The sequence below is a fragment of the Thermomonas sp. genome, from assembly GCF_023953935.1.
In the GTDB taxonomy this organism is placed as follows: domain Bacteria; phylum Pseudomonadota; class Gammaproteobacteria; order Xanthomonadales; family Xanthomonadaceae; genus Thermomonas.
In genome coordinates this window covers 133,067-145,415 of sequence record NZ_JAMLIW010000006.1, presented here as the reverse complement: position 1 = coordinate 145,415, position 12,349 = coordinate 133,067, and the positions used below count along the sequence as shown (strand labels likewise).

General features: G+C 67.2%; 14 protein-coding genes and 1 tRNA gene. 2 read left to right on the top strand and 13 right to left on the bottom strand.

The features are described from left to right. Positions 1–76 precede the first annotated feature (76 nt). Both M9902_RS08620 and recQ read left to right on the top strand, forming a co-directional pair. The gene (locus M9902_RS08620; RefSeq protein WP_297175458.1) at positions 77–1,357 is read left to right on the top strand and encodes a nucleoside permease; all 1,281 of its coding nucleotides are present in this window, start codon (positions 77–79) and stop codon (positions 1,355–1,357) included. 95 nt (positions 1,358–1,452) lie between these two features. Beyond that, the gene (gene recQ / locus M9902_RS08615) at positions 1,453–3,273 is read left to right on the top strand and encodes a DNA helicase RecQ (RefSeq protein ID WP_297222260.1); all 1,821 of its coding nucleotides are present in this window, start codon (positions 1,453–1,455) and stop codon (positions 3,271–3,273) included. Positions 3,274–3,377: 104 nt separating this feature from the next. Here recQ and M9902_RS08610 read toward each other — a convergent pair whose 3' ends face one another. The 13 genes from M9902_RS08610 to ruvB form a co-directional block, all read right to left on the bottom strand. Continuing rightward, complete coding sequence (locus M9902_RS08610) at positions 3,378–3,629, bottom strand: BrnA antitoxin family protein (protein WP_297175462.1); 252 nt, start codon at positions 3,627–3,629, stop codon at positions 3,378–3,380. Then, entirely contained in the window at positions 3,619–3,900 is a 282-nt protein-coding gene (locus tag M9902_RS08605; protein WP_297175464.1) for a BrnT family toxin, read from the bottom strand. Before M9902_RS08605 ends, M9902_RS08610 begins: the two co-directional genes overlap by 11 nt. 253 nt (positions 3,901–4,153) lie before the next feature. Further along, positions 4,154–4,228: transfer RNA gene (locus M9902_RS08600), tRNA-Lys, on the bottom strand. A gap of 36 nt (positions 4,229–4,264) precedes the next feature. Continuing rightward, on the bottom strand, positions 4,265–4,972 hold the full coding sequence (queC, locus tag M9902_RS08595) for a 7-cyano-7-deazaguanine synthase QueC (protein WP_297175466.1): 708 nt from the start codon (positions 4,970–4,972) through the stop codon (positions 4,265–4,267). Between the two features lie 49 nt (positions 4,973–5,021). Then, the gene (gene queE, locus M9902_RS08590; RefSeq protein WP_297175468.1) at positions 5,022–5,708 is read right to left on the bottom strand and encodes a 7-carboxy-7-deazaguanine synthase QueE; all 687 of its coding nucleotides are present in this window, start codon (positions 5,706–5,708) and stop codon (positions 5,022–5,024) included. 137 nt (positions 5,709–5,845) lie between these two features. Then, positions 5,846–6,628: a tol-pal system protein YbgF gene (ybgF, locus tag M9902_RS08585; RefSeq protein WP_297222257.1), complete on the bottom strand. Its 783-nt coding sequence runs from the start codon at positions 6,626–6,628 to the stop codon at positions 5,846–5,848. Continuing rightward, positions 6,625–7,140: a peptidoglycan-associated lipoprotein Pal gene (pal, locus tag M9902_RS08580; protein ID WP_297222355.1), complete on the bottom strand. Its 516-nt coding sequence runs from the start codon at positions 7,138–7,140 to the stop codon at positions 6,625–6,627. The genes ybgF and pal overlap by 4 nt, the downstream gene beginning before the upstream one ends. A 98-nt stretch (positions 7,141–7,238) precedes the next feature. Next, positions 7,239–8,543 carry a Tol-Pal system beta propeller repeat protein TolB gene (gene tolB / locus M9902_RS08575; protein ID WP_297222255.1) on the bottom strand — a complete coding sequence of 435 codons (1,305 nt, stop codon included), beginning with the start codon at positions 8,541–8,543 and terminating at the stop codon, positions 7,239–7,241. A 104-nt stretch (positions 8,544–8,647) separates the two neighbouring features. After that, the gene (locus M9902_RS08570) at positions 8,648–9,544 is read right to left on the bottom strand and encodes a cell envelope integrity protein TolA (protein WP_297222252.1); all 897 of its coding nucleotides are present in this window, start codon (positions 9,542–9,544) and stop codon (positions 8,648–8,650) included. Positions 9,545–9,554: 10 nt separating this feature from the next. Beyond that, the gene (gene tolR, locus M9902_RS08565; RefSeq protein ID WP_297174621.1) at positions 9,555–10,013 is read right to left on the bottom strand and encodes a protein TolR; all 459 of its coding nucleotides are present in this window, start codon (positions 10,011–10,013) and stop codon (positions 9,555–9,557) included. 7 nt (positions 10,014–10,020) lie between these two features. Then, positions 10,021–10,809 carry a protein TolQ gene (gene tolQ / locus M9902_RS08560; protein ID WP_343231880.1) on the bottom strand — a complete coding sequence of 263 codons (789 nt, stop codon included), beginning with the start codon at positions 10,807–10,809 and terminating at the stop codon, positions 10,021–10,023. Then, complete coding sequence (gene ybgC / locus M9902_RS08555) at positions 10,809–11,243, bottom strand: tol-pal system-associated acyl-CoA thioesterase (RefSeq protein ID WP_297222249.1); 435 nt, start codon at positions 11,241–11,243, stop codon at positions 10,809–10,811. The genes tolQ and ybgC overlap by 1 nt, the downstream gene beginning before the upstream one ends. Next, positions 11,240–12,304 (bottom strand): Holliday junction branch migration DNA helicase RuvB, encoded by a 1,065-nt coding sequence (gene ruvB / locus M9902_RS08550; protein ID WP_297222247.1) that lies wholly within the window; start codon positions 12,302–12,304, stop codon positions 11,240–11,242. The genes ybgC and ruvB overlap by 4 nt, the downstream gene beginning before the upstream one ends. Between the last annotated feature and the right edge of the window lie 45 nt (positions 12,305–12,349).

Below are 12,349 nucleotides of genomic sequence, written 5' to 3'. Positions count from 1 at the left end.
TCCGCTTGCCGCCGCCAGCGGCGATGACTAACCTGCGGCATTGGCCGCGCCGCCACGGCGCCGCATCGGAGTCCCAGTGAGCCTGAAACTGCGCCTGATCGTGATGAACTTCCTCCAGTTCTTCATCTGGGGGGCCTGGCTGATCACCATCGGCGCCTACTGGTTCCAGCACAAGCAGTGGTCGGGCACGAGCTTCGGCGCGATCTTCTCGACCATGGGCATCTCGGCCCTGTTCATGCCGGCGCTGATGGGGGTGGTGGCCGACAAGTGGATCAGCGCCCAGAAGTTGTACGGCGCCTTGCACATCGCCGGCGCGGCGATGCTGTTCTACGTGCCGCAGGTGAACGACCCGCACACCATGTTCTGGGTGATGCTGGTGACGATGATCTTCTACATGCCGACGATCTCGCTGGCGATCGCGGTGGCCTACAACGCGCTCAAGCGCGACGGTCTGGACGTGGTGCGCGATTTCCCGCCGATCCGGGTGTGGGGCACCGTGGGCTTCATCGCCGCGCTGTGGACCACCAGCCTGCTCAAGCTGGAAACCTCGCCGGGCCAGTTCTACATCGCCTCGGCCGCCTCCCTCGCATTGGGCCTGTACGCCTTCACCCTGCCGCCGTGTCCGCCCACGCTGGGCAAGGGCGAGGGCAGCCGCAGCCTGGTGGACGTGCTGGGCCTGTCCTCGTTCCGGCTGTTCAAGAATCGCAACATGGCGGTGTTCTTCGTGTTCGCCATGCTGCTGGGCGCGGCGCTGCAGCTGACCAACGCCTACGGCGACACCTTCCTGCACGATTTCGCCAACGTCGATGCGTTCAAGGACACGCTGACGGTGAAATACCCCGCCATCATCATGTCGATTTCGCAGATCAGCGAAACCCTGTTCATCCTCACCATCCCGTTCTTCCTCAAGCGCTTCGGCATCAAGATCGTGATGACGATCAGCATGCTGGCCTGGTTCCTGCGCTTTGGTCTGTTCGCCTACGGCGACCCCGGCCCGGGGCTGTGGATGATCGTGGCCAGCTGCATCGTCTACGGCATGGCCTTCGATTTCTTCAACATCTCCGGCTCGCTGTTCGTCGAACAACAGGCCGACCCGAAGATCCGCGCCAGCGCGCAGGGCCTGTTCATGCTGATGACCAACGGCGTCGGCGCGATCCTGGGCAGCGCGATCAGCGGCTGGATGATCGACCGCTTCTTCACTTCGCCCGAAGGCGTCAAGGACTGGCACGGCATCTGGACCAGCTTCGCGCTGTATTCACTGGCGATGGCGATCGCTTTCGTGCCCTTGTTCAAGCACCGCCACGTCGCCGGCACTCCGGTGCCCGCGCACGGTGCGCTCGATCTCGAAAACCCCTGAATCCGGGCCGGCGGCGGCGCCGACGGAGCGTTTTGCGTCGGTCGCATGCGCCAGCGCGTGACCGCCCAACGCTGTGCGGCTGTTATCTTGTGGGGATGCCTTCGCCCGCCCTTGACCAGCTTCGCCGCACCTTCGGCTACGCCGAATTTCGCGGCGAACAGGCCGCCATCGTCGAGCATGTGACGGCCGGCGGCGATGCGCTGGTCCTGATGCCGACCGGCGGCGGCAAGTCGCTGTGCTATCAATTGCCGGCGCTGCTGCGGCCGGGCACCGCGATCGTCGTCTCGCCGCTGATTGCGCTGATGCAGGACCAGGTCGAAGCGCTGCGCCAGCTCGGCGTGCGCGCAGCCTTCCTCAATTCCAGCCTGGATACAGCGAGCGCGGCGCAGGTTGAAACCGATCTCGCGGCCGGCGCGCTGGACCTGCTCTACGTCGCCCCGGAACGGCTGCTGACGCCGCGTTTCCTCGACCTGCTCGAACGCAGCCGGCTTGCCCTGTTCGCCATCGACGAAGCGCACTGCGTCTCGCAATGGGGCCACGATTTCCGCCCCGAATACCGCCAGCTCACCTTGCTGCACGAACGCTGGCCCGGCGTGCCGCGGATGGCGCTGACCGCCACCGCCGACGCACCGACCCGACGCGAAATCGTCGAACGACTGGCGCTGGAAGGTGCCCGCCAGTTCATCAGCTCATTCGACCGCCCCAATATCCGCTACACCGTCACGCCCAAGGACGACAGCCGCCGCCAGCTGCTGGACTTCCTCGATGGACACCATGACGAGGCCGGAATCGTCTATTGCCTGTCACGACGCAAGGTTGATGCCACCGCCGCCCTGCTCGCCGAACGCGGCGTGCTGGCTTTGCCCTATCACGCCGGGCTGGATGCGACCACGCGCGCACGGCACCAGCGCCGATTCCTGCACGAGGACGGCGTGGTGATGGTGGCGACGATTGCCTTTGGCATGGGTATCGACAAGCCCGACGTGCGCTTTGTCGCCCACCTCGATCTGCCCAAATCGCTGGAAGGCTACTATCAGGAAACCGGCCGCGCCGGCCGCGACGGCGAGCCCGCCGACGCCTGGCTGGCCTACGGACTGGGCGATGCCGTGCAGCTGCGGCGGATGATCGCCGAAGGCGAGGCCGGCGAAGAGCGCAAACGGCTGGAACACGCCAAGCTCGACGCTTTGATCGGCTATTGCGAATCCACCGCCTGCCGTCGTCAAACCCTGCTGGGGTATTTCGGCGAAGCCCATCCCGGCGCCTGCGGCGCGTGCGACAACTGCCTGCATCCGCCGCAGACCTGGGACGCCACCGAGGCAGCACGCAAGGCGCTGTCCTGCGTCTACCGCAGCGGGCAGCGTTTTGGCACGGCGCATTTGATCGACGTGCTGCGCGGCGCCGACACCGCCAAGGTGCGCCAGTTCGGCCATCAGTCCCTCAGCACGTACGGCATCGGCGCCGAGTTCGATGCCATCCGCTGGCGCAGCCTGTTCCGGCAACTGGTCGCCGCCGGATTGCTGGAGGCCGACCTCGACCGCTACGGCGCCCTGCGCCTGACCGCCGCTGCCACCCCGCTGCTGCGCGGCGAACAAACCCTGCACCTGCGCGCGGAACCACCCAAGCCCGCGCGCCGGCGCAAGCGTGATGCCGACAAGGCGCGCACAACATCCACCACCACCACCAACCTGCCCGCCGATGCCGAAGCCCGCTTCACCGCCCTGCGCCAGTGGCGCAGCGAAACCGCCAAAGCGCAGAACGTCCCCGCCTACGTGATCTTCCACGACGCCACCTTGCGCAGCATCGCGCTGGAATGCCCCAGCGACCTCGACGCCCTGGCAAGGATCGCCGGGATCGGCGCGGGCAAGCTGGAACGGTATGGACGGGAGGTGCTCGAAGTTCTGGCCGCAGGCACGTGAACGCTAGTTCGCCGTTGTCAGCCCACGGCAGCGCGCAGGAATTTCACCGTCCCCGGCGGGTGACACAGCGAAGACCGGTGCACCGCACCGGATTGAGCTGCAACTCAAGCGGCGGACTTCAACGCCTTGCGCAGTTCGCGCCGCAAGGTCGCCACCGTGACGGGCGCATTGTCGGCATCCAGCGCCGCGCGCAGGGCGGCGTTGATGGCGGTCTGGTAGCCGCGCCCCTCCGCCTCGGCGCGCGCCCGGAAGGCCTCGATCACGTCATCGTCGATCATGATGGTGATGCGGGTCTTGCCCGGCGAAGCGATGACCGCGCCGCGCTGCGCCCTGCTGAAATCATATTCATCGCGCATATCCATCCACCTCGCCCTTGCTGGCCTTTCTTGCGGAAATGATGCGGGCGAGTTCCCCGCGCGGCGTCCATACCACCACCAATACTCGCCCGGCGGCATCCATGCCCAAGGTCACGAACCGCGCCTCATCCTCGGCATCGGGATCTTCCATCGTCGCCGAGCGCTGGTCGCGCAATGCCTGCTCGGCATGTGCAAAGCTCACTCCATGCTTGCGCCAGTTGGCCGCAGCCTTGCCCGGGTCGAAGGCAACGCCCTGCGTGATGATATGCATATCGAATATGTAATTGCAAGCAATGCCCCAGCATCGCCCACAGCACCGCCGAAAACAGTCGGGGAATGCCGCATTCGCAACTACGGAAAAACCCCGCCGGGGCGGGGTTTTTGGAATCAGGAGTGGGCGCAGGTGCAATGACGACAGCGCACTGCTGCTGATTGCCGGCGCCTTCGCTGAGATCGGCCACGAGGGCGCAGGCAATCTGGAGTAGATGGAGATGCGCGCTGGCGGATCGCCAGCCAGCCAGGGATGGTGGGCCGTGAAGGGATCGAACCTTCGACCAATGGATTAAAAGTCCACTGCTCTACCGCTGAGCTAACGGCCCGAAGCATGCGCCCGGCGTTGCACCGGGGCGCGCAGTTTAACCGATGGCGCCGCCCACGTAGCGGGTCGGGTCGGGAATGCCGGCATCGGTGAAGCCCTGCGCGCGCAGGCGGCAGGCGTCGCAGTGGCCGCAGGCGCGGCCGTCGGCGTCGGCCTGGTAGCAGCTCACCGTCTGCGAGAAATCCACGCCCAGGCGCTGGCCGGCGCGGGCGATGTCGGCCTTGCTCATGTGCATCAGCGGGGCGTGCACGCGAAAGCGGCTGCCCTCGACGCCGGCCTTGGTGGCGAGATTGGCCAAGGCTTCGAAGCCGTCGATGAACTCGGGGCGACAGTCCGGGTAGCCGGAATAGTCCACCGCGTTGACCCCGCAGAACAGATCGGTGGCGCCCAGCACTTCGGCCCAGCCCAGCGCCAGCGCCAGCAGGATGGTGTTGCGCGCCGGGACGTAGGTGGAAGGGATGCCATCGCCGATGGCGTGGCCGTCGGCGTCGGTGGGCACCGCAATGTCATCGGTCAGGGCCGAGCCGCCGAAGCTGCGCAGGTCGACGTTCACGGTCTTGTGCTGGACGGCGCCCAGCATCCGCGCCACCCGCTCGGCGGCATCCAGCTCGGAAGTATGGCGCTGGCCGTAGCGCACGCTGAGCGCGTGCACGGCATGGCCCTGTTCGCGGGCGATGGCCAGCACCACGGCCGAATCCATGCCGCCCGACACCAGCACGACAGCGGGCTTTTCCGCCTTGTTCATCGCCAGCTCCGCTTGGGCGTCGTCACGTCAGACGCTGCCGATAACCTTGTCATCGGCCCGGCTCCTCGCCCCACAGCACTTTGTGCAGCTGCATCTGGAATCGCACCGGCAGGCGCTCGGCGAGGATCCATTCGGCCAAATCGCGCGGCTTCAGCTGGCCGAAGCTGGGGGAAAACAATACCTCACAGATATCGTGCAGGCGATGCTTGGCCACGATGCCCCAGGCCCAATCGAAATCCGCGCGCGAGCACAGCACGAACTTGACCTGGTCGCGCGCGGTCAGCGCGTCGAGGTTGCTCCACAGATTGCGTTCGACCTCGCCGGAGCCGGGCGTCTTGATGTCCATCACCCGCGACACCCGCGGATCAACGGCGGTAATGTCGAGCGCGCCCGAGGTTTCCAGCGACACCGCGTAGCCGGCATCGCACAGGCGCGCCAGCAGCGGAATGCATTCTTTCTGCGCCAGCGGCTCACCGCCGGTGACGCAGACATGGCGCACCCCGAATTCCGCCACCTTGGCAAGGACGGCCGTCTGCGTCCACCACTGGCCACCATGGAAGGCGTAGGTGGTATCGCAATACTGGCAGCGCAGCGGACAGCCAGTCAGGCGCACGAACACCGTCGGCCAGCCGACTTCGCGGGCTTCGCCCTGCAGGGACAGGAAGATTTCGGTGAGCTTGAGCCGGCCGTCAGGCGTTGCCGCCGACGCGGTGGCTGCCTCGGCGACTGCGTTCATGCGGCTATTTTAGAGCAACGCTGACTTGATTCACGTTGCCATGAACGTTCATGGATGCCCGCGTGCGCGGGCATGACAGCCGTGGCTGGGTGCCGCCTCGCGGGGATGACGGTCAAGGCGAATCGATCAGGCCATCCTCAATAACGATCGCCCGCCAGCTGCATCGCGCGCAGGCGGTCGTCGGCGATCCGGGCGACGTCGGTGCCGGGGTAGCGCCGCAGCACCGCGCGCAAGGTGGCATCGGCCGCATCGAACTGGCGAAGTCCGTACTGGGTCAGGCCGAGTTTGAGCAGGGCGCCGGGGGCCTTGTCGTGGCTGGGATAGCGGTCGAGCAAGGCCCGAAATTGGGCGCTGGCGAGCTGGTAGTTCTGGGTCACGTAATAGCTTTCGCCCAGCCAGTACAGCGCATTCGGCGCCAGCGCGCCGTCGGGATACGTGGCCAGGAAATCCCGCAGCCGGCGCGCGGCTTCGGCGTAGTCGCCGGTCTTGAGCGCATCGAACGCGTAGTCGTAGGCCCCCTGCTCGTCGCCGGCGGCGGGCGCGGCGCGCGGGGCCGGCACTGCGTCCGGCACCTCCGCCACCGGCGCCGAAGGTGGCGCTGCCCCGTCCTCCGTGGCCGCGCTGCTGCTGGTGCCGCCTTCCAGCCGGTCCAGCCGGCCACTCAGGTCAAGATACTGGGCACGCTGGCTCTGCTTGGCCTGCTCCAGCTGCTGCTGGAGCTCCTCGATCTGGCCGCGCAGGTTCTTCACCTCGGCCGTGAGCTGGGTCATCTGATTGACCAGTTCGGTCGGGTTCTGGTCGCCGGACGCGCGCGCCTCCAGCGCCGCCACCCGATCGGCGAGGCTGGCCGCCCGCTGGGCGAAGGCCAGCGGCGACGCCAGCAACGCCGCCGCCAGCAAGGTGACGGCCGCCGTCCTCATTTGTCGGTGTAGATCAGCTCAACCCGGCGGTTGCGCGACCAGCAGCCCTCGCCGGTTTCGGTGCACACCGGGCGCTCTTCACCATAGCTGACCACGGTCAGCTGGGTGCTGCTGCCGCCGTTGGCCTGCAGGGCGTTGGACACCGAATTGCCGCGGCGCTCACCCAGGCCCATGTTGTACTCGCGGCTGCCGCGCTCGTCGGCATTGCCTTCCAGGCGCAGGCGGGCGCTAGGACGGTCGCGCAGGTACTTGGCGTGGCAGGCGACGATGGCCTGGAACTCGGGCTTGACCAGATCGCGGTCAAGGTCGAAGTACACCACCCGGGTGCGCAGACAGGGATCGGTGTCGAGATCGGCCGGGGTGTAGGCACCTGCGACCGGGGTCTGATAGGTCTGCGACGGGGTTTCAACGGCGGTTTGCGCCGGCGGCGTCTCCTTGACCTTCTTGCTGCAGCCCACGGCCACGGCGGACGCGAGCACCGCAATCGTCAGGATGCGGACAGTGGAGTGGATGGAACGGCGCATGGCATGAACCCCCTCTGGACTATTGGATCAAACGTGAATTCCGAAGCACTTCGGCCATTGTGGCGCCAGCAATGCCAACGCTGTCTTCACCTCGCGCGATAGGGCGACCACGCCGGCTCGCGCACGTCGCTGCCGGAACGGGTTTCCAGCCGCTGGCGCACGCGGCCATCGGCCGACACCACATACAGGACGCCGTTGCGGCCCTCGCGCGCGGCGTAGACCAGCATCGCGCCGTTGGGGGCAAAGCTCGGCGATTCGTCCAGCGAGCCGGGCGAGAGCATGCTCCAGCGCGGGCTGCCGGTGCTGCGGTCCATCATGGCGATTCGATAAACATTCCCGCCGCCCTGCGCGGTGGCGATTTTCTTGCCGTCGAAGGACACGCTCGGGCTGGCATTGTAGCTGCCGTCGAAGCTGATCCGGCTGGCGCCGCCGCCGCTGGCCGAGACCTGATAGATCTGCGGTTGGCCGCCGCGATCGGAGGTGAAATAGAGGCTGGCACCGTCCGCGCTCCAGGTCGGTTCGGTGTCGATGCCCAGTTGATTGGTGATCTGGGTAAGGTGACGACTGCCCAGATCCATCACGTAGATGTCGGGATTGCCGCCCTTGGACAGGCTCATGGCCAGCTTGCTGCCGTCCGGCGAGAAGCTCGGCGCACCGTTGATGCCGCGGAAACTGGTGATTTTCTCGCGCGCCGCCGAGGCCACGTCCTGGATCCAGATCCCGGAGTTGCCGCCCTCGAAGCTGACGTAGGCCAGCCTGCGCCCGTCCGGGCTCCACGACGGCGACAGCAGCGGTTCATTCGAGGTGACGACGGTGCGCGGGTTGTAGCCGTCGGCATCGGCCACGATCAGGGCATAGCGGGTGTCACGCCCCAGCCCGGTGGCCGACACATAGGCGATCCGGGTCCAGAACGCGCCGCGCACGCCGAGGATCTTTTCATAGACCGCATCACTGATTTGATGGGCCACGTCGCGCATGGACGCCGGCGCGGCGGTCAGCGCGATCCCGAGCAGGCGCTGCTGACGGGCCACGTCGAACAATTCGTATTCGGTGCGATAACTGCCCAACGCGGGCACGCAGCGCCCGATCAGCAGATAGTCCTGGCGCAGCATTCGCCAGGTGGGATACGCCACTTCGCTGCCGGTGGTCGGGCGTTCGGGCAGGCCGTTCACGTCGAGGGTGCGGAACTGGCCGGAACGGTTGAGGTCGGCGCGCACCACCGCGCTGACGTCGGTCTGCCCGCAGTCACCGCCGAAGGGGATCACCGCGATCGGCAGCGCCGCGGCATTGCCGCCGACGATGTCGATCTCCAGGCCACTGCGTGATTGCGCCTGCGCGGCACCCAGCGGAAGCAGCAGCGCGGCGAGCAGGCCGCAGACGAAAGATTTCATGCGCACTCGTCGTTCCAGCTTAGTGAACAGGGTCGCCGATTTTCGGGCCACAGGATGAACGGCAACGGACCGGGCGGGATGGCCCTGCGGAATCGCTGCGGGATTCATTGGTCGGCGGCCTCGAAATTGAGTTCCAGATTGCGATTGAACACCGTTTCGAAGCCGGCGTAAGGCAGCGGCGCGGCCTTGAGTACGGCGGCCTCGACCGAGCGCCGCCCTTGGGCGTCATAGGGGCAGGATGGGTCGATTTCGACGCTGATCACGTCGCCGCCGGGCAGCTGGCGGATCGAAATCCGGCAGCGCTGGCCCAACGGCACGCTGTCCGGGCGCGTCCATTGGCGGACGATGGCGCGCTGCAGGGCGTCGCGGTAGCGCGCCAGCAGGCCCGGGTCGGTGCCACCCGCGCCGGGCGTCGGCTGACTGCGCGCGGGCGGGGTGTTGGACACCGCGCCGCGGGCGTCGGCCAGCTGCTGGGCGCGCTGTTCGGCCATGCTGGCCGCGCGCGCGGCCTGGGCGCGCTGGCGACGCAAATCCTCGATCTGGCGCTGGCGCTGGCGCTCCATCTCGGTTTCCCGCTGCGCATCCAGTTCGACCTGCGGCGGCTGGCGGCGGCGAGCTTCCTGCTCACGCCGCACCTCCGGCAGCGGCGGTTGCACCGCATCGCGCTGCACCCGCGCCTGTTCAAGCGGCGCAGGATCGGGGACCGGCGGGGGCAGTTGCCGGGGCGTTGGTGCTGGTGTCGCCTCCGGCAGCGGCTCGGGCAGCGGCTTGGGTTCCCGCACCGGCTTGGGCGTTTCCGGCGCGCGCCGCAATGCGCGCTGCATGGCCGGACTGAGGTCGGACGCGCTGATCAACTCGGCCTCGATCGGATCGCCCTGCGCGGCGTCTGGCAGCGCATTGCTTGACCAGCGCAAGCCGATGAACAGCAGGGCCAGAACCCCTGCGTGCAGCAGCAGTGATTGGGTGAGGGCCAACCCGGTATCGGCGCGGGTCTGCTTCATCGCCGTTCTGTCACTTCTTCGGTGGGCCCGAGGATTCGGGCGCGCCCATCAGCCCCGCTCGCGGCACGCCGGCGTCGCGCTGCAACATCGACAGCACCGCGAACACGGTCTGGTAGCTGACCTCGCGATCGCCGGCCACGTACACCGGCACGTTCGGATCGGCGGCGACGAAGGCTTTCACCTTGGCCACCAATTGCGCCGCATCCACTGCCTGCGGGCGGCTCACGCCCTCGTAGGTCAGGCTCAGCGCCCCGTCCTTGCCGACGCTCACCACCACCGGCTGCTTCTTCGCCTGTTCCAGCGCATGCGCATCGGCCTGCGGCAGGTTCACGTCCACGCCGACATTGAGCAGCGGCGCGGTCACCATGAAGATGATCAAGAGCACCAGCATCACGTCGATGTAAGGCACGACGTTGATGTCGGATTGCAGCCTGCGCTTGCGCGAACGGCGTCCGGTCACTCTGGCCATGGTCGCCTCAGCCGCCCGCGTTGGCCTGGCGTTGCAGGATCGAGGCGAATTCCTCGCTGAAGGCTTCGTATCTCACCGCCATGCGGTCGGCGCGGGTCGCGAAGCGGTTGTAGGCCCACACCGCCGGGATCGCGGCGAACAGGCCCATCGCGGTGGCCACCAACGCCTCCGAGATGCCCGGCGCGACCGAGGCAATGGTCGCGTCCTTGAGATTGGCCAAGCCCTGGAAGGCGATCATGATCCCCCAGACGGTGCCGAACAGGCCCACGTAGGGACTGATCGAACCGACGTTGGCGAGGAATTCGAGGTTGCGTTCCAGTCCGTCGAGCTCGCGCGAGGAGGTCGCCCGCATGCCGCGCTGGGCGCCTTCGACCTGCATCCGCGGGTCCACCCCGCGGCGCTGGCCGACCCGGTTGAATTCGCGCATGCCGGACTCGAAGATCGCTTCCAATCCTTCGATGTCGCGATGGCGAGCGGTGACGGTCGCGTAGAGCTTGGACAGCTCGGTGCCGGACCAGAACGCGCCTTCGAACTGATCGGCCTCGCGCTCGGCACGATCCAGCAGGCGCTTCTTGCGCAAGATAATCACCCACGACGCGATCGACGCCAGCAGCAGGAGCAGCAGCACGAACTGCACCGGCAGGCTGGCGTGCAGCACCAGCCCGAGGATGTCCAGGCCCTTGTCGGCATGCGCGCTGGCGGCGGATGCCGCGCCATCGGCCAAGATGACCGCATCGACCGGCGCGGCGTCCGGCAGCGCCTGGGGCACGGGTTGCAGCAGGTTCAACGCAAACATCAAGACGACTCCATCTGCGACCGCAGTCGCGCCAGCAAAGTGTCCGCAATCGGACAGGGACGAAAATCGGATGCGCGCACCGCCGCGATCCGGACCTTGGCTTCGACCAGCAGCGCGTCGCCGCGTTCGATCCGCTGCGCCAGGGTGAAACTGGCGCCCCGGCATTGCAGCAGGCGCACGCTGACTGAAAGCTGATCATCCAGCCGCGCCGGGGCGCGGAAGTCGAGTTCCATCCCACGCACCACGAACACCAGGTCTTCGGTCTCGCGCAGCGCCGTCTGCTCGACGCCCAGCCCGCGCAGCCACTCGCTGCGGGCGCGCTCCATGAAGGCCAGGTACTGGGCGTGGTAGACCACGCCGCCGGCGTCGGTGTCTTCCCAGTAGACACGGACGAGCAGGGAGACGGGAGACGGGATTCGGGAGTCGGAGATCAAGGGCGCTGGCCTTCAGAATCGTCGAACAACTCGCTCGTCTCTCGTCTCCCGTCTCCCGTCTCCCGTCTCGGCCGCAGGCCGAGATGACGATACGCCTTCGGCGTTGCCATCCGGCCGCGCGCGGTGCGCACCAGAAATCCTTGCTGGATCAGATAGGGCTCGATCACGTCTTCCAGCGTGCCGCGTTCTTCACTCAGCGCCGCGGCCAGCGATTCCACCCCGACCGGGCCGCCGTCGAAGGCATCGATGATGATGCCCAGCATGCGGCGATCAAGTTCATCGAAGCCTTCCGGATCCACCTTCAACATGTCCATCGCGGCACGCGCGACGCCGGCCTCGATCCGGCCCTCGCCCTTGACCTGCGCGAAATCACGCACGCGTCGCAGCAGCCGATTGGCAATCCGCGGGGTACCGCGCGAACGCCGCGCCAGTTCCCCCGCGCCCTCGCCATCGCAGGCGATGCCGAGGATCTGCGCCGAGCGCCGCACGATCCGGGTCAATTCTTCCGGCGAATAGAATTCCAGCCGCTGCACGATGCCGAAGCGGTCGCGCAGCGGCGCGGTCAGCAAGCCGGCGCGGGTGGTGGCGCCGATCAGGGTGAACGGCGGCAGGTCGAGCTTGATCGAACGCGCCGCCGGGCCTTCGCCGATCATGATGTCGATCTGGAAATCCTCCATCGCCGGATACAGGATTTCCTCGACCAGCGGCGACAGCCGGTGGATCTCGTCGATGAACAGCACATCGCGCGGCTGCAGGTTGGTGAGCAGCGCCGCGAGGTCACCGGCCTTTTCGATCACCGGCCCGGAGGTGACGCGCAGGCTCACGCCCAGCTCGTTGGCGATGACGTGCGAGAGCGTGGTCTTGCCCAGCCCGGGCGGGCCGAAGATCAACACATGGTCAAGCGCCTCGCCACGGCCCTTGGCGGCCTCGATGTAGATCTGCATCTGCTCGCGCACCGGCGTCTGGCCGAGGTACTCGTCCAGGGTGCGCGGGCGGATGCTGGCCTCGACGGCATCGTCGTCGCGGGTGGCATCGGGAGCAATGAGGCGGGGGTCGGCCATTTCGGGATTATCCCCCGACGCGGTGCTTTTTTCCTTTTTCCAAGC